Below are 19,695 nucleotides of genomic sequence, written 5' to 3'. Positions count from 1 at the left end.
GCCTCCTCAGGTCTTCGTCCGGCTGATGCTAGCCAGGACACGGCGCGCTCAGGGTAGGCCGTGGCGCACTGTCGCCGCGCGCAGGCACTCGAGCAGCTGCACCGCGGCCGGTGGCCTGCGCCGTCCGCGCAGGGTGATGACGCCGACCGGCGGCAGTTCGATGGGCACCGGCAGCGCGATGGCATGGAAGCCTTCGGCCTCGAAGCGCCGGGCCACCGTCTCGGCCACGAACCCGACCGCCTGCAGGTCGCGGACGAAGGCGAAGGTGGCGAGGAAGGAGGCCGTCTCGACCACGTCCGCCGGCGGCACCAGCTGGTGGCGGTAGAACTGCTGGTTGAGCTTGATGCGCGACGAGGCCCAGGGCGGCGGCATGACCCAGGGCTGGCCCGCCAGCTCGGCCCAGCTTGGCTTGCGTCGACGCGCGGCGAAGGCGTGGTCGCGGTGCACCACGATGCACATGCGCTCGGTGTACAGGGCCTCGGTCTCCAGGTCGGGCGAGGCATAGCCGGGCTCCAGCCGGCCGACGATCAGGTCCAGTTCGCCCACGCGCAGGCGCGGCAGCAGGCGGGTGAGGTCGCCCTCCTCCACCAGCACGGCGGTGAGCGCGCTGCGCTGCTTGAGCAGCCGCACGGCATCGACCAGCAGGCCGGGCATGGCCACCACCATGGCGCCCACGCTCACGCGGCCGGCGCCGCCGCTGGCGACCGCGGCGATCTCCTCGCGGGTGCGCTGGTAGTCGGCCAGCACCGAGCGGGCAAAGCGCACCACGGTGGCACCGTAGGCCGTAGGCTCGGTGCCACGCGTGGACCGGGTGAACAGCTGCAGCTCGAACATGCGCTCGATCTCGGCGAGCACCTTGGAGACCGCCGGCTGCGTGACCGACAGGAACTCGGCAGCCCGGCCCAGGTGCCGGAATTCATCGAGCGCCACCAGCAGCTGAAGATGCCGGAGCTTGAGGTTGGAGCGCAGCACGCGGTCGATGTCGGCCATGCCGATGAGCATAACCAGAACGGCATGAAGCCAGTCCGCTTCTTCATTGGCTTCTCATGGCCCGGCCGCCCAGAATCCGGCGCACCCCAAAAGAACGGAGACACCGCGATGAACACCACCCGCCGCCATTTCGTGCTGGGCAGCCTGGGCACGGCCGCCGCCACCGCCCTGCCCGCGCTGCAGAGCGCCCATGCCGCCGACTACCCCGAGCGCGCCATCATGTTCCTGTGCCCCTGGCCGGCCGGCGGCACCGCCGACGTGACCATGCGCGCGCTGTGCACCGCCGCCTCGCGCGAGCTGGGCCAGGCCATCGCCGTGGAGAACAAGACCGGCGCCTCCGGCATGATCGGCCTCAAGGCCCTGGCCTCGGCCAGACCCGACGGCTACACCATCGGCCAGATCCCGATCTCGGTCACGCGCTTCTCGCAGCTCGGCATGGTGCAGGTGGACCCGCTGAAGGACCTGAGCTACATCGCCCGCGTGTCGGGCCAGACCTTCGGCATCGCGGTGCGCAGCAACGCACCCTGGAAGACGCTCAAGGACCTGGTGGCCGACGCCAAGGCCCGGCCGGGCCTGGTCACCTACGGCACGGCCGGCTTCGGCGGTGCCACCCATGTGGGCATGGAGGAATTCGCAATGGCGGCCGGCGCGAAGTTCAACGCCATTCCCTTCAAGGGCGGTGCCGATGCGCTGGCCGCGCTGATGGGCGGTCATGTGGACATGCTGGCCGATTCCAGCTCCTGGGCGCCGCAGGTGCGCGCCGGGCAACTGCGGCTGCTGTCCACCTGGGGCGAGCAGCGCTCGGCCGAGTTCAAGGACACGCCCACGCTGCGCGATGCCGGCTACGACGTGGTGGTCGACGCGCCCAACGGCATCGGCGCCCCCGCCGGCGTGCCGGCGCCCGTGCTGGCGCGGCTGCGCAGCGCCTTCAAGGCCGCCGCCGCCAGCCCCGAGTTCACCGCAGCCTGCGCCCGCATCGATGCGCCGCTCATGTACCTGGATGCGCCCGACTACCAGAAGTACGTCGCCGCCACCGTGGACAAGGAGAAGGTGCTCATCGAGCGCCTGAACCTCAAGGCGCTCCTCAAGAGCTGAACCCCTGCAGGTCGCCCCGCCAGGGTGACCGACACAACCGCCCCGCCCCACGACGATGCCCGACGCCGCCACCCTGATCCGCCTGCACGCCAACGACAACGTGCTCATCGCCCGCGCGCCCCTGGCGCTGGGCCAGCCGCTGCCGGAGCTGGGGCTGTGCCTTCGTGCCCAGGTGCCGGCGGGCCACAAGATCGCGGCACGCCGCATCGCTGCCGGCGAGCCGGTGCGCAAGTACGACACCGTCATCGGCGCCGCCGCGCGCGACATCGAGGCCGGCGAGCATGTGCATTCGCACAACATCGTGCTCATCGACTTCGACCGCGACCCGGGCTTCGGCCAGGATGTGCGGCCGGTGGACTATCTGCCCGAGGCCGAGCGCGCCCGCTTCATGGGCATCGTGCGGCCCGACGGGCGGGTGGCCACCCGCAACTTCGTGGGGCTGATCTCCTCGGTCAACTGCTCGGCCACGGTGATCCAGCGTGTGGCGGCGCATTTCACGCCCGAGCGCCTGGCGGCCTATCCGAACGTCGACGGGGTGGTGGCCTTCGCGCAGACCAGCGGCTGCGGCATGTCCTCGCCCAGTGAGCATTTCGATGTGCTGCGTCGCACGATTGCCGGCTATGCCAATCATCCCAACCTGGCCGCGGTGCTGATCGTCGGGCTGGGCTGCGAACGCAATCAGGTGGACGATCTGGTCGCCTCGCAGGGCCTGGCCGCCGGCGAGCGCCTGAAGACCTTCGTGATGCAGGAGGTGGGCGGCACCCGCGCCACCATCGAGGCCGGCATCCGCGCGGTGGAAGCGATGCTGCCCGCGGCCAACGACGTGCACCGCGTGCCGGTGCCGGCCAGCCACCTCAAGATCGGGCTGGAGTGCGGGGGGTCGGACGGCTTCTCGGGCATCACGGCCAACCCGGCCCTCGGCGCGGCGATGGACATCCTGGTGCGCCACGGCGGCACGGCCATCCTGTCGGAGACGCCGGAGATCCACGGCGTCGAATACATGCTCACCCGCCGTGCCATCAGCCCGGCCGTGGGCCAGAAGCTGCTGGACCGCCTCGCCTGGTGGGAGCGCTACACCCGCGGCCACAACGGCCAGTTCAACGGCGTGGTGGGCCCGGGCAACCAGGCCGGCGGCCTGGCCAACATCTTCGAGAAGTCGCTCGGCTCGGCCATGAAGGGCGGCACCACGCCGCTGCGGGCGGTGTACGAGTACGCCGAGCCGATCACCGAACACGGCTTCGTCTTCATGGACTCGCCCGGCTACGACCCGGTGGCCACCACGGGGCAGATCGCCAGCGGCGCCAACCTGATCTGCTTCACCACCGGCCGCGGCTCCATGTTCGGCAGCAAGCCCGCGCCCACCATCAAGCTGGCCAGCAATACGGCCATGTACAGCCGGCTGGAAGAGGACATGGACATCAACTGCGGCCTGGTGCTCGACGGCGAGCTGGACGTGGCGCAGATGGGCGAGCGCATCTTCGGGCAGATCCTGCGGCATGCCAGCGGCGAGAAGACCAAGAGCGAGGCGCTGGGCCTGGGCGACCACGAATTCGTCCCCTGGCACCTCGGGATCGTGAGTTGACATCCCCCCATGCCGCTCCGCGGCCTTCGGGCGCCCCATGCAACCCTGACGCCTTCCACTCGCCACATTTTTGAGCCTCGCCCCATGTCCCTGACCCTTTCGCGCGCCGAGCTGGTGCGCACCGCCAATTTCATCGATGGCCACTGGCGCGACGACGTCGAGGACTGGCTGCCCGTGACCGACCCCGCGACCGGCGAGCGCATCGCGCAGGTGCCGGATTCCGGGCCGGCCCAGGCCCGTGCCGCGGTCGATGCGGCCCAGGCGGCCTTCGGCGCCTGGCGCAAGGTGCCGGCGCGTCAGCGCGCAGCCATCCTCAAGCGCTGGAACGACCTGGTGATGGCGCATCAGGAAGACCTGGGCCGCCTCATCAGCCGCGAGCAGGGCAAGCCGCTGGCCGAAGGCAAGGGCGAGGTGGCCTACGCGGCCAGCTACATCGAATGGTTCGCCGAGCAGGCCACACGCATGAACGGCGAGGTGATCCCCGCGCCCATGCCGGGCCGGCGCATGTTCGCGCTGCGCGAACCGGTGGGCGTGGTGGCCGCCATCACGCCCTGGAACTTCCCGGCCGCCATGATCGCCCGCAAGATCGCGCCCGCCCTGGCCGCCGGCTGCACTGTGGTGTGCAAGCCCGCCGAGGACACGCCGCTCACCTCGCTGGCCCTGGTGCTGCTGGCCCACGAGGCCGGCGTGCCGCCCGGCGTGCTCAACATCGTCACCGCCTCGCGCGAGCGCACGCCTGCGGTGGTGGATGCCTGGCTGGACGATCCGCGGGTGCGCAAGATCACCTTCACCGGCTCCACACCGGTGGGCAAGCACTTGGCGCGGCGCAGCGCCGACACGCTCAAGAAGCTGTCGCTGGAGCTGGGCGGCAATGCGCCCTTCATCGTCTTCGAGGACGCCGACCTGGACGCGGCCGTCGAGGGCCTGATGGCGGCCAAGTTCCGCAACGGCGGCCAGACCTGCGTCTGCCCCAACCGCGTGTTCGTGCACGGCGCGGTGCACGATGCCTTCGCGCGCAAGCTGGCCCAGCGGGTCGGCGCGCTCAAGGTCGGCCCGGCCAGCGATCCCGCCTCGCAGATCGGTCCCATGATCAATGCCCGCGCGGTCGAGAAGATCGAGCGCCATGTGCAGGACGCCGTCGCCCAGGGCGCGACCGTGCTCGTCGGAGGCCGGCGGCTGGACGCGCTGGGCCCGCACTACTTCGCGCCCACCGTGCTCACCGGCGCCACCGCGCAGATGGCCTGCAGTTGCGAGGAGACCTTCGGCCCGGTGGTACCGCTGACCCGTTTCGACGACGAGGCCGAGGTCATCGCCGCCGCCAACGACACGCCCTTCGGCCTGGCCGCCTACTTCTACAGCCAGGACGTGCGGCGCATCTGGCGCGTGGCCGACGCGCTGGAGACGGGTATCGTCGGCATCAACGAAGGCGCCCTGGCGGCCGAGGCCGCGCCTTTCGGGGGTGTCAAGGAATCGGGCTACGGCCGCGAGGGCTCGGTGCACGGGCTCGACGACTACCTGCACATCAAGTACGTCTGCCAGGGACAGCTGGACTGAACGAGACGAGAGAACGAAAGACTTCGCCATGAGCAATCCCTTCAAGAACGCCCTGGCCGCGCGCCAGGCCCAGGTCGGCCTCTGGCTGTCGATGGCCGATGCCTACGCGGCCGAGGCCTGCGCCACGGCCGGTTTCGACTGGCTGCTGATCGACGGCGAGCATGCGCCCAACAACGTGCTCAGCATCCTGCCGCAGCTGCAATCGGTGGCGGCCTACCCCAGCCATCCGGTGGTGCGGGCCGTCAACGGCGACACCGCCCTCATCAAGCAACTGCTGGACATCGGCGCGCAGACGCTGCTGGTGCCCATGGTGGACACGGCCGAGCAGGCCGCGGCGCTGGTGTCGGCCACGCGCTATCCACCCGAAGGCATCCGCGGCGTCGGGGCCGCCGTGGCCCGGGCCTCGCGCTGGGGCGGGCGGCGCGACTACCTGGACGAGGCCAACGACGAGGTCTGCCTGCTGGTGCAGGCCGAGACCCGCACGGCGCTGCAGAACCTGGAGGCGATCTGCGCCGTCGATGGCGTGGACGGCGTCTTCATCGGCCCGGCCGACCTGGCGGCGTCGATGGGCCACCGCGGCAAGGCCGGCCATCCCGAGGTGCTGGCGGCCATCGACGATGCCATCCGCACCATCGTGGCGAGCGGCAAGGCCGCCGGCACGCTGACCAGCGATGCCACGCTGGCACGCCGTTACCTGGACCTGGGCGCCACCTTCGTGGCCGTGGGCCTGGACATCACGCTGCTGGTGCAGGCCACGCGCAAGCTGGCGGCCGACTTCGGCCGCGGCGCGGGCGTGGGCGCCGCCCCGCAGGCCGGTCCCTACTGAGCATCAGGCCTGGCGCTGTGTTCACCGCCTGAGGCCCACCGCACCAGGTGCGTCAGCACGGTGGCCGCCGCCTCCGACGCCGGCTGCTGCGGATGCAGGCAACCGATGGGCACCGGCGCCCCCGGTACGTCGATGGGCAGCCGGTGCAGCCGACCCGATGCGACGAAGCGGTCCATGTGGCTGTCCAGCCCCACGTACAGCAGCCGCAGTTCGCACACCAGCGCGACGCCGAGCGCCAGCGTGCGCGTGCTCACCCGCGCCACCGGCGGCGGGGCACCGAGCGTGTCGCACAGCGCCGCGAAGGCCGCGTGCGGCGGCGAGCCCTCGGGCGGCAGCAACCAGGTCTCCTTGGCGCAGCGTTGCAGGTCCACGCTGCTGCGCCGCGCCAGCGGATGGTCGCTCGCGCAGTAGACGCCGATGCGGTCCGCGCGCAGCGGCGTGAAGTCATGGCCCGCCGGCACCTGCACCGAGGCCCGGCACAGCACCAAGTCGGCCGTGCGGTCCTGGCACACGGCGGCAATGTCGGCGGCCTCGATCTCACGGTAGTCGAGCCACAGCGCCGGCTGGGCCGCGCACAGGGCCGGCAGCGCCGGCGCGGCGATGGCCGTGCTGGCCGCCGCAATGCCGGCAAGTCGCACCAGGCCGCCGGCGCCGTGCGCGATGCGGGCCGCATCGCCGGCCAGCAGGTCGAACGCGTCCAGAGCGCGCCGCAACGCCGGCAGCAGCAGCGCGCCCTCGCGCGTGAGGCGCACGCCGCGCGCGTGGCGGTCGAAGAGCGTGAGGTCCAGCAGCGCCTCGACCCGGTTGAGCGCCTCGGTGGCCGAGGGCTGGCTCATGCCCAGATCGGCAGCGGCCTTCTGCATCGCCCCCAGCTCGGCCATGCGTACGACCAGTTGCAGTTGCCGCGGACGGGCGTAGTGCAGCAGACGGCGGGCGAGGGAGGCGGCGGCATCGGCGGCGGGCATGGGTCGGGATGGGTTTGGCTATAGGTTGGCCCTATAGCTTAGGCCCAGTCGTGCGTTGCTGCCTGGACAGGCGGCGCCAAGAATCTGCCGCACCCCACATCGCCGGAGACGACCTCATGCAGACCTTCCGCCGCCATGCCCACGCCGGCCTCGACCGCCGCACGCTCCTCGCCCGCGCCGCCTTCGGCGCCGCGCTGGCGCTGTCCGGCGGCCTGGTCGCTGCCCAGAACTACCCGGCCAAACCGATCAGCCTGGTCGTGCCCTTCCCGGCCGGCGGGGCCACCGACACCGTCACGCGGCTGGTCGCCCAGCACCTGGGCCAGGTGCTGGGCCAGACCGTGGTGGTGGACAACGTGGCCGGCGCGTCGGGCGCCATCGCAGCGCAGAAGGTGGTGCGCGCCGCGCCCGATGGCTATACGCTGCTGGCCGGGACCGTCAACGAGGTGGTGCTCGCGCCCATCGTCACGGCCGGCACGCCCTACAAGCATCAGGACCTCGCGCCCATCGGCGAGATCGGCGTCACGCCCTTCGTGCTGGTGGCCAACCCCAAGCTGCCCGCCAACACCATCGATGAGTTGCTCGCGCTGGCGCGCCGGAAGCCCGGCACCCTGAACGTCGGCGTGCCCGGCCTGGGCACACTGCAGCATGTGGCCACCGCCATGCTGGCCAGCCAGGCCAAGGTCGACTGGCTCACCGTGCCCTACAAGGGCGCCGCGCCACTCAATGCCGACCTGCTGGGCGGCCAGGTCGACCTGGCCGTCATCACCCTGCCCTCGGCCATCGGCTACATCCAGGACGGCAAGATCAAGTCGCTGGGCCTGATGAGCCTGCACCGCGACGAACGCGCCAAGGACATCGCCACCATCAACGAAGGCCGCGAGATCAAAGGCTTCACCACCGACGCGTGGATGGGCCTGCTCGCGCCGGCGAAGACGCCGGCCGCCGTGATCGCGGCCATGAACGCAGCCCTGACGCAGACCCTGGCCAAGCCAGAGGTGCGCGAAGGCCTCGCCAAGCTCGGCTACCGCGTCGAACCGGGCACGCCGGCGCAGTTCGGGGAACTGATGGCGCGCGAAGACGCCCGCTACCGCAAGCTCGCCGCCACGGTGAAGCTCGACCGCTGAAGACGACGCCGAGGACGACCGCCTTGCTCTGCCTGTCCGACGACCCCAGTGCCACGCCCGAAGGCGCCGCGGTGCGCCAGATCTTCTCGGCCCGCGCCAGCGTGGCCGGCATCCTGGCCTTCGAGGCCGCACTGGCCCGCGTGCAGGCGCGGCGCGGGCTGATCCCGCAGGCCGCGGCCGAGGACATGGCCGCCAAGGCGCAGCTGTCCTTCTTTCCCGAGGACGAATGGGCCCGGCATCGCGCGGAGGTGGGCCATCCGCTGGTGGCGATCCTCGACACCTGGCGCGCGCAGCTGGCGCCCGAGAGCCGCGAATGGCTGCACTACGGCGCCACCACCGCCGACCTGTTCAATACGGTGCTGGTGCAGCAGTTGCAGGCAGCCGGCACGCGGCTGGTGTCGCAGATGCGCGGCATCGAGCAGCGCCTGGCCGACATTGCCGCCGAACACCGCGCCACGCCCATGGTGGCCCGCACGCTGGGGCGCCATGCGCTTCCCTTCACCTTCGGCATGAAGGTGGCGACCTGGCTGGCCGAGCATGGCCGCAGCATCGAGCGGCTGCAGGGCTGGCTGGCGCGCTACCGCACCGGCATCCTGAGCGGGGCCGTGGGCACCTATGCCTCCTTCGGCGATGCCGGCCCCGCCATCGAGCGCGAGGTGATGGCCGAGCTGGGCCTGGACACGCCCGAGGCCGTGGACTGGAAGGGCAGCCGCGATCGCTTCGCCGAGTTCGGCTGCGCCGTCGCCCTGGCGGCCGGGACGGCGGGCCACATCGGGCAGGAGATCTTCCTGCTGTGCGGCGACGACCTGGACGAGCTGCGCGAGGCCACCGGGGCGGTCGGCTCCTCGACCATGCCGCACAAGAGCAACCCCTCGCTGAGCATCGAGGTGGTGTCGCGCGCGCGCGAAGTGAGCGGTCGTCTGCAGCCGCTGCTGGCCTGGATCGGCATCGTGTACGAGCGCGACTCGGCCCAGCATGGCGAGGTGCTGCGCGACCTGTGCGTCGGCATGGGCGACCTGCTGGCGATGCTGCAGCGGCTGCTCGACGTGCTGGTGGTGATGCCACAGAACATGGCGGCCAACCTGGCGCGCAGCCAGGGGCTGGTGCTGTCCGAAGCCATCACCTTCGCCCTGGCCGGCCGCCTGGGCAAGCACAGCGCGCACGAGAAGATGAAGCAGCTCGCCCGCACCGCCCAGGCGCGGGGCTGCTCGCTGCAGCAGGCGGCCCTGGCAGACCCCACGCTCGCGCCGCTGCTGGCCGAGACGCCAGGGTTGTTCGACGCCACCAGTCACCTTGGCCAGGCGGTGGCGATCACCGATGCGGCCGTGGCTCGGGTGCGCCAGCGCCAGCGCTAGGGCGGACGGTCACACCACAGGCACCGCACGGGGCCCGGCGTCTGGCATCACGGGCCGCCGCAGGCGCGGTCGGTCCTCAGTACCCGCTCGCCCCGCCGTTGCGCCGGTTGTCCGCCGCGCCGCGATAGATGGGGAAGCCGTTGGCGTCGTAGCCCACGGCGATGCCCGACAGGCCGCTGGTCAACCCCGTCACCTGCGCGTTGCTGCTGGTGTTGCCATAGCCGCTGATCAGGCGCGCCACTTCGTCCGCGATGGGCTTGCCGGCTTCGAGCTGGGCGATGCCGTTCTGACCGGTGAAGTTGTCGGCGTTGATCGCGGCCTGCAGGTCCATGCCGTAGACCACATGGCCCAGGAAGGTCTTGACGATGTAGTCGGGGATCGGGCCGCCGCCGGCCGAACCCCACACCAGCCGCATGCGCCCCTCCGCATCGAAGGCGATGGCCGGCGCGATGGAGCTGCGCGGGCGCTTGAATGCGGCGTAGCCGTTGACGTCCAGGCCCGGCGTGCTGGCAGAGAAGTTCGACATGACGTTGTTGATCATCATGCCCGCCGCCTCGATGTGCGCCCCCCAGTGCGTGTTGATGGTGGTGGTCATCGACAGCGCATTGCCCCAGCCGTCGATGATGGCGACGTTGCTGGTGGTGTTCCAGTCCTCCTGGCCGGCCTCGGCCGCGGCTTTTGCCAGGCGCGTCGACCGGGGCGCAGTGTGGCGCGCCAGCACGACGGGCGAGGTCCGGGCACTGGCCATTGGGTCGTAGACCGTCGGATCGGTGCTGCTGAAGGCGGGAATGCCGTCGCCCGTGCCGCCGGCCGAAACCGTCCCCAGCGCCGTGTCGCCGATGAGCGCAGCCCGGCTGGCCAAGTAGGCCGGCGACAGCAGGGCCGCCACGCGCTCGTTGATGTTGGAGTACGCCGGATCGCCCACCACGTTGCGGCGGTCGGCATTGGCCAGCCGGCTTCCTTCGGTCACCAGGTGCAGCCACGCGGTGCTGTTGAAGGCCGTGTCGGCAATCGCCTTGCGCTCCAGCAGCGCCAGGTTGTAGAGCGTGACCACGCCGCCGAAGGACGGCGCCGGCTGCGTGTAGATGGTCATGCCGAAGCGCGTGCCCACCAGCGGCTTGCGCTCCACCGCCTTGTAGCTGGCGAAGTCCGCCGCGGTCATCAGGCTGGGGATGCGGGCGATGGTGCTGGCAGTGCTGGGGTTGCTGCTGGTGCCGGCCGAGGGCAGGACCGACGCACAGGGCAACTGGCCGGTGGTGAGCTTGGCCACGATGGCCGGCGCGATGGTGCCGGCCGGATCGTAGAAGGCGGCGGCGCCGCCGTCGCGCACCTTGGTCAGCGTATCGGCCAGCTCGGCATTGCGGATCAGCGTGCCCACGGGCAGCGGCTGCTGCTTGGTGGTGTCGCTCGGCAGGCAGTAGCGGGCGTTGATGTCGGGGTATTTGCAACGGGCCGCACCGCGCACCGTGCCGGCCGAATTGACCCAGGCCGGCACGCCGCTGCCGGCGGACACCGGGTTGCCGTCGTCGTCGTACTCGCCCGAGTCGGCGTACAGCGTCTGGTACATGTACTTCGTCATCGGAAAGCCGTTGGCGGCGGTGGCGATGCTCTCGTCCCACAGCTTGTTCCATGCCAGGCGGCCATAGGACTTGTGCACCAGGTCCAGCACCGCCAGCGTGCCCGGCACGCCGGCCGCGCGGGCGGAGATGTTGGTATTGCCCTGCTGCGAGGAGATGCTGGAGCCCGCCGCGAGGCCGGTCTTGCAGACATTGAAGCCGTTGGTGGTGCTCACGTCCTGCGCCACGGCCCGGTAGATGTCCGCCACGCCGCCGGTGGTGGCCGGGGCGGCCGAGAAGCCGTCGAAGGCGCGCACCTTCTTGGTCGCGGCATCGTAGTAGGTGATGACCGTGCCGCCGCCCAGGCCCGAAGCGAAGGGCTCCGTCACGTTGAGCATGGCCTGCACCGTGATGGCCGCATCGATGGCGGAGCCCCCCGAAGCCAGGATGCGGCAACCCGCCATCGAGGCCTGCACGTCGGCCGAGGTGACCATCATGTGGGTGCCCGTGATGCCCACGGTCTGGCCATAGGGTGCGCCCGCCTGGAGCGTGCACAGCGCCGGGTCGAAGCTGACGGTGCGCGTGGGCGCCGTGGGCTCGGGGGTTGCGGGTGCCGGCGCCGGTGCGGGCGTGCCTGCGGAAGGCGGCTGTGGGAGGGCTGCGGCCAGGGAAACGTTGGCGCCCGAGCCGCCACCGCAGCCGGTGAGCCAGCCGGCCGCAACGGCGAGGAGCGTCGCCGTCACGGTACGGGAGAGAGGGAAGTGCATGGGATGAAGGGGGTTCAGCGGAAAGGTCCGGAGGACCGATTGAACGTGAAAAAGCACGGAATGTGCCCGCCCCGCTGCGATGCAGATGTCACGCCCTTCACAGTCGAAGGGCGGGTGCAGGGGATAGAGCCGAGGAGCAGGTGCGTTCGGCGACGCGCGGTCCGTCGCGCCTGCAGGCCCTGCCACCCTTTGTTAACGTCAATTCGCTTTTCGTTGCTCCATCAACCGAAAGGGGAATGGACAAACAGTGAAGAATTTCCTATCCCGATACGACACCTCCGCCCTTAAACTTCGCCTGCCTCGGCAACGGGGTGTTTGGCGCCTCCCTGCCAATCCGCAGAAATGCGTTGAAGCCCGACCTGGTCGGGCTTTTTTTCTGGGCTGTCCCCCGATACCACCGGAGCGGCCAGCATGCCGCCATCGCCCCAGCGCCACGCCGCAGGCCACGTCCGGCACGCGTGGCCCGGCCGCTGAGCCCTTTCACTGCCGATAACCCGGATCCGTCTGGTCCAGCATGCGCCTCAGCGCCTGCCAGTCGCGGTTGCGGATGTAGCTGTTCGAGCCGGCGAACTGCTCGGCGGCATGCGCGCACACCGCGGGTGGGGGCAGCACCACGGGCCGGCCGCTGGCGGTGGCATCGAGCTGGATCTGGCAGGCCAACTCCAGGTAGTACATCTCCTCGAAGGCATCGCGCACCGTGGCGCCGGCCGTGAGCAGGCCATGGTTGCGCAGGATCAGCGCCTTGTGCGGCCCCAGGTCGCGCACCAGGCGCTGCTGCTCGTCCAGGTCGAGGGCGATACCCTCGTAGTCGTGGTAGCCGATGCGCTGGTAGAAGCGCATCGCATGCTGCGAAAGCGGCAGCAGCCCTTCCTGCTGCGCAGAGATGGCCACACCCGCACGCGTGTGGGTGTGGAAGACGCAGTCCACGTCGGGCCGGGCCTTGTGCACCGCCGCGTGGATGACGAAGCCGGCCGGGTTGGCCTCCAGCTCGGTCTCGTCCACCGGCTGGCCGTCCAGGTCCACCTTGATGAGGTTGGAGGCGCTGACCTCGCTGTAGAGCAGGCCGAAGGCATTGATGAGGAACTGATCGTGACGGCCCGGCACCCGCAGCGAGATGTGGTTGTAGATCATGTCCGTCATGCGGTAGTGCACGCACAGCCGGTAGCAGGCGGCGAGGTCCTCGCGCGCCGCCCACTCCTGCGCGCTGACCTGGCCGCGCACCTGTTCGCGCCGCGCCTGCAGCACCCGTTGCCAATCCTGGTCGTCCATCTTGCCGGTCTCCTTGAGTGGGAATGCACGGCAGTCTAGGAAGCGACGTGCCGAGGCCCCCATGACATCGGCGCGCGATGCCATAGCGGATCGGTATGCGGTGTTAACCCCGAGCCGCCCGCCGGGGGCGCCGCGGCGCCGCCGAGGATGGCAGGGCCGCCACCTGCTTCAGCAGTTCGTCGCGCAGGGCAGCGGCCGCCGGCGGCAGCAGTCCACGGCGACGCTGGTACAGCGCAAAGCTGCGCACCGCCTGCACCTCGCGAACGGGCAGCACCTCGATGGGCCGGGGCATCGGCTGCGCGCCGCCGAGCAGCAACCGGGGCATCCAGCTGAGGAAGCCGCGGGTCGCCACCAGCGCGCGGATGGCGTTGATCGAGCGCGCCTCCACCGCCACCGCCGGCGCGGGCAGGCCGTGGTCCCAGAAGAGCTGTTGCCATTCCTCGCGCGGACCCATGCGCCGGGGCGGCAGTACCCAGCGCTCGCCCCCCAGGTCGGCCAGGCCCACCGGCGAGCGCGCCAGCAGCCGATGGCCCGCTCCGCAGACCACATGGCAGCCCTCCTGCCAGCCGCTTTCCGAGACCAGCGCCACGTCCTCGTCCTCGGCCGCCGAAAAGCCCAGGGCCAGGTCCACCTCGCCCCGGGCCAGCGCCAGCAGCAGCTCGTCGGACAGCCCCTCCACGATCTGCACCTGCAGTGGCGGATGGGCCGCGAGCAGCCGCTCGATGGCCGGCGGCAGCAGGTGCTCCACGGCGCTGGAGACCGCGCCGATGCGCACCGTGCCGCGCGACAGGCCCAGCAACTCGTTGACCGCGCGCAGCGCCTCGTCCGAGCCGCTGAGCAGCAGCCCCGCATGCGGCACGAGCGCCTGCCCATAGCTCGTCAGCGCCATGCCGTGCGGATGGCGCTCGAAGAGCGGCACGCCCAGCTGCCCTTCCAGCCGCTTGAGCGTGCGGGTGAGGGCCGGCTGCGTCAGCGACAGCGCCTCGGCAGCCCGGCCCAATGAGCCGAGTTCGGCGATGGCCTTGAAGGCCTGGAGTTCGCGCAGGTTCAGCAGCATGGACGGCCCTCCTCAGGCAAGCGTGGGGTTGGCCAGCAGCATGTCCACGAAGCTGGCCGCGGCTGGCGACAGCGAGCGCCGGGCCGGCGTGTAGACGCACACCTCGCGGTGGAAGTCCGGCTCGGCCAGCCGCACCATCGCCAGGCCCCAGGCCCGCACCAGCGGCGCCGAATAGGTCGGACAGACCGTGAGGCCCAGGCCGCTCGCCACCATGCCGAGCGCGGTGGTCATGTACGACACCTCCTGTGTCTGCGGTCCGTTGAGCAGGGCGCGCACCTCGGCGTCCACCTCCGGCGCGATGCGCTGGCGGAAGTCGCGCGTCGGCGCGATGAAGGTCCAGGGGCCCAGCTCGCGCCAGCGCACGCTGCGGCGCCGGGCCAGCGGATGGTCCGCCGGGCAGATCAGCCAGTGGCGGTCGCGCAGCAGCGGGCGTCGCAGCACGGCCTCGTCCACCGGCATGTCCTGGCCCACGGCCACCTCCACGTCGCCCGCGCGCATGCCGGCCAGCAGCTGCTCGGGCAGCGTGTCGGAGACGCGCACCTCCACCTCCGGGTGGCGCTGCCGGTAGGCCGCCACTGCGCGCGGGATGAAGGTACAGGCCATCAGCTGGGGCGCGGCCAGACGAAGCAGGCCCTTCTTCTTGTCGCGCAGGTCGGTGACGCTCGCCACCGCGGTGCTCAGCTCGGCGAGCAGGCGGTGCACCGAGGGCAGGAACTCGCGGCCCGCCTCGGAGAGTTCGACCGCACGCGTGTGGCGATCCAGCAGCTGCACGCCCATCTCGCGCTCGAGCTCACGCACCAGCACGCTCAGGGCCGACTGGGTCAGGTGCAGCTGCCGCGCCGCCGCCGTGAAGCTGCCGGCCTCGGCCACGGCGGCGAAGGCGCGCAGCTGGCGCAGGGTGAGATTCATGGACTTCCTTCATCAATCGATGAATTTATTTCGATTGCATCATAGAAACGCCTCGTGCCCAATCGCGGCAACGCGGGCCCATGGCGGCCTCGCGAGACGGAGACACCATGCCAGAGCCCACCCCATCGCCGCACGACCCCGTGCCCATCCGCGGCCTGCACCACTTCGCCTGGCGCTGCCGCGATGGCGAGGAAACCCGCCGCTTCTGGGAGGACCTGCTTGGCCTGCCGCTCGTGCACGTGATCAAGAACGAGCACGTTCCCAGCACCGGCGAACACTGCCCCTACGTGCACATCTTCTTCCAGATGCGCGACGGCTCTTACATCGCCTTCTTCGACCTGGGCGACGACACGGTGGCGGCCCCCTCGCCCAACACGCCCGCCTGGGTCAACCACATCGCGCTGCGGGTGGACACGGTGGAGGAGCTGCGCGCGGCCAAGGCCCGCATCGAGGCTGCGGGCGTGCCGGTGCTGGGCATCACCGACCACCACATCATCGGCTCGATCTACTTCTTCGATCCGAACGGCATCCGCGTGGAGCTGACCACGCCCACCGTGCCGCAGGCCGAGATGGACGCGCATGCCCGCCGGGCCCGCGCCGCGCTCGACGACTGGACCCAGCGCAAGGCCCGCCTGCGCGAGGTGCGCCCGCACCATGGCTGAGCCGCAACTCGCCGTCATCGACGTACGGCCCGGCGCCGCGCTGGAAAGCCAGTCGGGCCTGCAGATGCTGCGGCCGCGCATCTACGGCGCCTGGATGGCACCGCCCGGTGGCGCACGGGTGGCCGCCATCGTCATGCATCCGACCAGCAACTTTATGGGCCACTACCTGATCGGCCCGCTGGCCGAGCGCGGCGTGTGCTGCCTGGGCCTCAACTCGCGCTACATGGGCAACGACACCGTGCTGCTGATGGAGCGGGCCATCCAGGACCTGGGCGCGGGCGTCCAGTTCCTGCAGTCGCAGGGGTACGACCGGGTGGTGCTGATCGGCAACTCGGGCGGGGCGGCGCTGGCCAGCTTCTACCAGGCGCAGGCCGAGCAGTTGACGGCCACCCACCTGCCCGACGGCGACCCGAGCGGCCTGCATCCGGCCGACCTGCCGCCGGTGGCCGGCATCGCCCTGTGCGCGGCGCACCTGGGCCGCAGCCGGCTGCTGGCCGACTGGATCGACCCCTCGGTCACGGACGAGCACGACCCGCTCTCCGTGGACCCGGCGCTCGACATGTACGACCCCCGCCATGCGCGGCCCTACAGCCCGGCCTTCCTGGCGCGCTTCAAGGGCGCCCAGCAGGCCCGGCTGCAGCGCATCGAGCAGTGGGTGCTGGCCCGCCTCGAACAACTGCGCGCCACGCCCGGCGCGCCGCGCGACCAGGCCTTCATCGTCTACCGCACCCATGCCGATCCGCGCTGCGTGGACCTGTCGCTGGACGCCAACGACCGTGCGCCCGGCAGCGTGTGGGGCGACGCGCGGCAGGTCAACTATTCGGCCAACGCCATGGGCCGCACCACCTCGCTCACGGCCTTCCTGTCGCAGTGGTCCTCGCGCTCGCAGGCGGACGGGCCCACCAACCTGGCCCGCACCACCTGCCCAAAGCTGCTGCTGACCTACACCGCCGACCAGTCCACCTTTCCCAGCACGCGCGACGCCTGGCTGGCGGCGGGTGGCGGCACCATCCGCAACGTCGACATCGTGGGCGGCAACCACTACCTGGCTGGCCAGCCGCACCTGGTGCGCGAAGCGGCGGATGCCATCGCCGCCTTCTGCCACGCCCTCTGAACAGGGAGCGCCTTCCACCATGGACGCCTTCACCTTCGCCCCACCCTACGAACTGCCGCAGTGGCCCTTCGTGCCACCGCCCGAACTTTCGGCAGGCGAGGCCGGACGCCATCCGGTCGTGATCGTCGGTGGCGGCCTGTCGGGCCTCACGCTGGCCTGCGACCTGGCCAGCCGCGGCATCCGCAGCGTGCTGCTGGACGAGGACGACACCGTCGGCGTGCGCGGCGCCTCGTCGCGCGGCATCTGCTACGCGCAGAAGAGCCTGGAGATCTTCGCGCGGCTGGGCATCTACGAGCGCATCGCGGCCAAGGGCGCCACCTGGTCCTTCGGCCGGACCTTCTCGGGCGACACCGAGGTCTACAGCTTCAACCTGCGCACCGACAGCGTCTCGGCGCAGCCGCCCTTCATCAACCTGCAGCAGTTCTACGTGGAGTGGTTCCTGGTGGACCGCATCCTCGAACTGGGCCTGACCGACCTGCGCTGGAAGAACCGCGTGCTGGAGGTGGAACCGCAAGACGACGGCGTGCGCCTGCAGGTCGAGACACCCGCGGGCCGCTACGCCCTCGACGCCGATCACCTGATCGACGCCACCGGCGCGAACAGCCCGATCCGCACCCAGCTGGCCCTGCCGGCCCATGCCTCGCGCAGCACCGACCGCTGGTGCATCAGCGACGTGCGCTTCAAAAAGCCGCTGCCCGTCGAGCGCTGGACCTGGGTGGACGCGCCCTTCAACGAAGGCCGCGGCGTGTGGCAGCACCTGATGGCCGACGGCGTCTGGCGCATGGACTACCAGATGCCCGAGGACGCCGACCCCGCCGAGGTCAGCCTGCCCGAGGTGGCCGCCGCCCGCCTGCGCGAGCAGCTGGGGCCCGACGTGGACTTCGAGTTCGTCTGGATCGGCCCCTACGGCTACCGCGACCATCTGCTGGAACGCTTCCGCCACGGCCGCATCTTCTTCATCGGCGACGCGGCCCATGTGGTCAGCCCCTTCGGCGCGCGTGGCGGCAACACCGGCATCCAGGACGCCGCCAACCTGGCCTGGAAGCTGGCCCTGGTGCTGAGCGACCAGGCGCCCGCCACCCTGCTGGACAGCTACGACGCCGAGCGCCGGCCCGCGGCCGTGCAGAACCTGGCGGTGACCAGCCGCTCGGCGCGCTTCCTGGCGCCGCGGTCGCCCGCCGAGCATGTGCTGCGCCGGGCCGTGGTCGCACTCGCCGCGCGCCATCCCTTCGCGCGCAGTCTGGTCAACACGGGCCGCATGTCGGTCGCCAACGACTACCCGCCCTCGCCCTGGCAGCCCAGCGGCAGTCGGACGGTGCAGAACGTGCCCCTGGCCGATGCGCAAGGCCAGTCCACCTCGCTCGCGGCGCTGCTGCGGCCCGGCACGCACTGGCTGGGCCTGTGGCATGCGCCCGGGCCGGCGCAGGTGGATGCGGCCCTGGGCGCCGTCGCCGGGCGGCCGATCCGGCTGGTGGCGGTGGGCCCGCGTGCCGATACCGCCTGCGGCCTCCCCGGCCATGCGGCGGGTGCGGCCGAACTCGCACACCTGGGCCTGCAACAGCCCGGCAGCCTGCTGCTGGTGCGCCCCGACGCCTACCGCGCCGCCTTGCTGCCCGCCGCCACGGCCGACGGCCTGCGCCAGGCGCTCGACACCGCCCTGACGCCCGCTGTCCCTTCCACGCCCGCCCCATGATCACCGAGCCCCACATCCCCGACCCCGACGGCTTCTATGCCGCCCTGCTGCAGGCCCATGAGGGCCTGAGCGAGGCGCAGAGCGCCGACCTCAATGCCCGCCTCGTGCTGCTGCTGGCCAACCAGTGCGGCGACCAGCAGGTGCTGCTGGACTGCATCCGCGCCGCCGCCCTCGACACCGACACCCCTGCCCCATGACCGCCACCACCGCGCCCGCCACCGTCTCCTTCGCCTCGGCCTCCGACACCCGCGAGCAGAAGCCGCGCCTGACCCTGCTGGCGCCCGACGTCTATGGCTACATCAGCGACTTCGATCCCAACTGCGGCTTCGTCGTCGCCGAGGACCAGGTCGTGCTGATCGACACCCGGCCCACGCCGCGCATGGCGCGCGACTTCCTGGCGGCCATCCGCAGCGTCACCGACAAGCCGGTGCGCACCATCGTGCTCACGCACTACCACGCCGTGCGCGTGATGGGTGCCAGCGCCTTCGACGAGGTGCAGGCCATCATCGCCAGCCAGGGCACGCTGGACTGGATCCGCACCCGCGGCCAGGCCGACTTCGACTCCGAGGTGGGCCGCTTTCCGCGCCTGTTCGAAGGCGTGGAAGAGATCCCGGGCCTGACCCTGCCCACGATCAGCTTCGACAGCCGCATGAGCCTGTGGCTGGGTGGCGGCCGCGAGCTGCAGCTGCTGGCGCTGGGCCGCGGCCATTCCAGCGGCGACACCGTGGCCTGGCTGCCGGAGGCCGGCGTGTGCTTCTCGGGCGATGTCGTGGAGAACCGCTGCGGCGTCTATGCCGGCGATGCCTACATCCGCGACTGGGCGGCCACGCTCGACGCCGTGGCCGCCCTGCACCCACGCACCCTGGTGCCCGGCCGCGGCGCCGTGCTGCAGGGCGAGGCCGCCTGCACCGAGGCCATCCGCCTGACGCAGGACTTCCTGGCCACGCTGCTGGGCGCCGTGCAGGCCGGCATCGACGCCGGCGAATCGCTCAAGGGCTGCTTTGCGCGGGCCGAGGCGGCCATGGTGCCGCGCTTCGGCGACTGGCCGGTGTTCCGCCATGTGCTGCCCTTCGACGTCTCGCGCGCCTACGACGAGCTCACCGGCACCGAGCATCCGGTCGTGTGGACCGCCGAGCGCGACCGCGCGCTCTGGCAGGTGCTGCACGGCTGAGCGCCT

At 71.2% G+C, this 19,695-nt stretch carries 17 protein-coding genes; 11 read left to right on the top strand and 6 right to left on the bottom strand.

The annotated features are described in order from the left end of the window. Positions 1–48: 48 nt before the first annotated feature. Entirely contained in the window at positions 49–990 is a 942-nt protein-coding gene (locus ACT54X_RS14310; RefSeq protein WP_476347176.1) for a LysR substrate-binding domain-containing protein, read from the bottom strand. A gap of 108 nt (positions 991–1,098) precedes the next feature. Here ACT54X_RS14310 and ACT54X_RS14305 point away from each other — a divergent pair, with 108 nt between their 5' ends. The 4 genes from ACT54X_RS14305 to hpaI all read left to right on the top strand — a co-directional run bounded on the left by ACT54X_RS14305 (position 1,099) and on the right by hpaI (position 6,047). Then, complete coding sequence (locus tag ACT54X_RS14305) at positions 1,099–2,085, top strand: tripartite tricarboxylate transporter substrate binding protein (protein ID WP_294374323.1); 987 nt, start codon at positions 1,099–1,101, stop codon at positions 2,083–2,085. A gap of 55 nt (positions 2,086–2,140) precedes the next feature. Continuing rightward, positions 2,141–3,667: a UxaA family hydrolase gene (locus tag ACT54X_RS14300; RefSeq protein ID WP_476347174.1), complete on the top strand. Its 1,527-nt coding sequence runs from the start codon at positions 2,141–2,143 to the stop codon at positions 3,665–3,667. Between the two features lie 84 nt (positions 3,668–3,751). Continuing rightward, positions 3,752–5,221, top strand: a complete 1,470-nt coding sequence (locus ACT54X_RS14295) for an NAD-dependent succinate-semialdehyde dehydrogenase (protein WP_294374316.1) — start codon at positions 3,752–3,754, stop codon at positions 5,219–5,221. Positions 5,222–5,249: 28 nt separating this feature from the next. Continuing rightward, positions 5,250–6,047, top strand: coding sequence for a 4-hydroxy-2-oxoheptanedioate aldolase (gene hpaI / locus ACT54X_RS14290; RefSeq protein WP_294374315.1), 798 nt, complete (start codon positions 5,250–5,252; stop codon positions 6,045–6,047). On the opposite strand, the gene ACT54X_RS14285 is transcribed toward hpaI, so the two are convergent. Continuing rightward, positions 6,041–7,012: a LysR family transcriptional regulator gene (locus tag ACT54X_RS14285; protein ID WP_294374313.1), complete on the bottom strand. Its 972-nt coding sequence runs from the start codon at positions 7,010–7,012 to the stop codon at positions 6,041–6,043. The two genes, hpaI and ACT54X_RS14285, sit on opposite strands and share 7 nt — an antisense overlap. Positions 7,013–7,128: 116 nt before the next feature. Here ACT54X_RS14285 and ACT54X_RS14280 point away from each other — a divergent pair, with 116 nt between their 5' ends. Together ACT54X_RS14280 and ACT54X_RS14275 are read left to right on the top strand one after the other, a co-directional pair. Beyond that, positions 7,129–8,136 carry a Bug family tripartite tricarboxylate transporter substrate binding protein gene (locus ACT54X_RS14280; RefSeq protein ID WP_294374311.1) on the top strand — a complete coding sequence of 336 codons (1,008 nt, stop codon included), beginning with the start codon at positions 7,129–7,131 and terminating at the stop codon, positions 8,134–8,136. 23 nt (positions 8,137–8,159) lie between these two features. Then, positions 8,160–9,491 (top strand): lyase family protein, encoded by a 1,332-nt coding sequence (locus ACT54X_RS14275; protein WP_294374308.1) that lies wholly within the window; start codon positions 8,160–8,162, stop codon positions 9,489–9,491. Between the two features lie 76 nt (positions 9,492–9,567). Here the strand turns inward: ACT54X_RS14275 and ACT54X_RS14270 are convergent, their stop codons facing one another. From ACT54X_RS14270 to ACT54X_RS14255, 4 genes are all read right to left on the bottom strand, one after another. Beyond that, the gene (locus tag ACT54X_RS14270) at positions 9,568–11,814 is read right to left on the bottom strand and encodes a gamma-glutamyltransferase family protein (protein WP_294374305.1); all 2,247 of its coding nucleotides are present in this window, start codon (positions 11,812–11,814) and stop codon (positions 9,568–9,570) included. Positions 11,815–12,294: 480 nt separating this feature from the next. Beyond that, positions 12,295–13,083, bottom strand: a complete 789-nt coding sequence (locus tag ACT54X_RS14265; RefSeq protein ID WP_294374303.1) for a class II aldolase/adducin family protein — start codon at positions 13,081–13,083, stop codon at positions 12,295–12,297. A gap of 103 nt (positions 13,084–13,186) precedes the next feature. Then, a complete protein-coding gene (locus tag ACT54X_RS14260; RefSeq protein WP_294374301.1) occupies positions 13,187–14,140 on the bottom strand; it encodes a LysR family transcriptional regulator in 954 nt (317 codons plus the stop codon). 12 nt (positions 14,141–14,152) lie between these two features. Then, positions 14,153–15,049 carry a LysR family transcriptional regulator gene (locus ACT54X_RS14255; protein WP_294374298.1) on the bottom strand — a complete coding sequence of 299 codons (897 nt, stop codon included), beginning with the start codon at positions 15,047–15,049 and terminating at the stop codon, positions 14,153–14,155. Between the two features lie 107 nt (positions 15,050–15,156). On the opposite strand from ACT54X_RS14255, the gene ACT54X_RS14250 reads away from it, so the two are divergent. From ACT54X_RS14250 to ACT54X_RS14230, 5 genes are read left to right on the top strand one after another with little or no spacing between them, the layout of a single operon-like run. After that, complete coding sequence (locus ACT54X_RS14250; protein WP_294374295.1) at positions 15,157–15,711, top strand: VOC family protein; 555 nt, start codon at positions 15,157–15,159, stop codon at positions 15,709–15,711. Then, positions 15,704–16,825, top strand: coding sequence for an alpha/beta hydrolase family protein (locus ACT54X_RS14245; RefSeq protein ID WP_294374292.1), 1,122 nt, complete (start codon positions 15,704–15,706; stop codon positions 16,823–16,825). The genes ACT54X_RS14250 and ACT54X_RS14245 overlap by 8 nt, the downstream gene beginning before the upstream one ends. A 19-nt stretch (positions 16,826–16,844) precedes the next feature. Further along, positions 16,845–18,518, top strand: a complete 1,674-nt coding sequence (locus tag ACT54X_RS14240; protein WP_476347168.1) for an FAD-dependent oxidoreductase — start codon at positions 16,845–16,847, stop codon at positions 18,516–18,518. Further along, positions 18,515–18,715: a DUF2783 domain-containing protein gene (locus ACT54X_RS14235; protein ID WP_234195099.1), complete on the top strand. Its 201-nt coding sequence runs from the start codon at positions 18,515–18,517 to the stop codon at positions 18,713–18,715. Before ACT54X_RS14240 ends, ACT54X_RS14235 begins: the two co-directional genes overlap by 4 nt. Further along, the gene (locus tag ACT54X_RS14230; RefSeq protein ID WP_476347166.1) at positions 18,712–19,689 is read left to right on the top strand and encodes an MBL fold metallo-hydrolase; all 978 of its coding nucleotides are present in this window, start codon (positions 18,712–18,714) and stop codon (positions 19,687–19,689) included. The genes ACT54X_RS14235 and ACT54X_RS14230 overlap by 4 nt, the downstream gene beginning before the upstream one ends. The last annotated feature ends 6 nt before the right edge of the window (positions 19,690–19,695 follow it).

It is taken from the genome of Pseudacidovorax sp. DMC4 (assembly GCF_056314265.1).
The sequence above is the reverse complement of the archived record's forward strand: the minus strand, read 5'-3'. Positions and strand labels throughout refer to the sequence as shown.

Excerpts from the sequence above, each read along its gene's own strand:
- ACT54X_RS14310 (WP_476347176.1), bottom strand. The coding sequence starts at position 990 with ATGGCCGACATCGACCGCGTGCTGCGCTCCAACCTCAAGCTCCGGCAT.
- ACT54X_RS14305 (WP_294374323.1), top strand. The coding sequence starts at position 1,099 with ATGAACACCACCCGCCGCCATTTCGTGCTGGGCAGCCTGGGCACGGCC.
- ACT54X_RS14300 (WP_476347174.1), top strand. The coding sequence starts at position 2,141 with ATGCCCGACGCCGCCACCCTGATCCGCCTGCACGCCAACGACAACGTG.
- ACT54X_RS14295 (WP_294374316.1), top strand. The coding sequence starts at position 3,752 with ATGTCCCTGACCCTTTCGCGCGCCGAGCTGGTGCGCACCGCCAATTTC.
- hpaI (WP_294374315.1), top strand. The coding sequence starts at position 5,250 with ATGAGCAATCCCTTCAAGAACGCCCTGGCCGCGCGCCAGGCCCAGGTC.
- ACT54X_RS14285 (WP_294374313.1), bottom strand. The coding sequence starts at position 7,012 with ATGCCCGCCGCCGATGCCGCCGCCTCCCTCGCCCGCCGTCTGCTGCAC.
- ACT54X_RS14280 (WP_294374311.1), top strand. The coding sequence starts at position 7,129 with ATGCAGACCTTCCGCCGCCATGCCCACGCCGGCCTCGACCGCCGCACG.
- ACT54X_RS14270 (WP_294374305.1), bottom strand. The coding sequence starts at position 11,814 with ATGCACTTCCCTCTCTCCCGTACCGTGACGGCGACGCTCCTCGCCGTT.
- ACT54X_RS14265 (WP_294374303.1), bottom strand. The coding sequence starts at position 13,083 with ATGGACGACCAGGATTGGCAACGGGTGCTGCAGGCGCGGCGCGAACAG.
- ACT54X_RS14260 (WP_294374301.1), bottom strand. The coding sequence starts at position 14,140 with ATGCTGCTGAACCTGCGCGAACTCCAGGCCTTCAAGGCCATCGCCGAA.
- ACT54X_RS14255 (WP_294374298.1), bottom strand. The coding sequence starts at position 15,049 with ATGAATCTCACCCTGCGCCAGCTGCGCGCCTTCGCCGCCGTGGCCGAG.
- ACT54X_RS14250 (WP_294374295.1), top strand. The coding sequence starts at position 15,157 with ATGCCAGAGCCCACCCCATCGCCGCACGACCCCGTGCCCATCCGCGGC.
- ACT54X_RS14245 (WP_294374292.1), top strand. The coding sequence starts at position 15,704 with ATGGCTGAGCCGCAACTCGCCGTCATCGACGTACGGCCCGGCGCCGCG.
- ACT54X_RS14240 (WP_476347168.1), top strand. The coding sequence starts at position 16,845 with ATGGACGCCTTCACCTTCGCCCCACCCTACGAACTGCCGCAGTGGCCC.
- ACT54X_RS14235 (WP_234195099.1), top strand. The coding sequence starts at position 18,515 with ATGATCACCGAGCCCCACATCCCCGACCCCGACGGCTTCTATGCCGCC.
- ACT54X_RS14230 (WP_476347166.1), top strand. The coding sequence starts at position 18,712 with ATGACCGCCACCACCGCGCCCGCCACCGTCTCCTTCGCCTCGGCCTCC.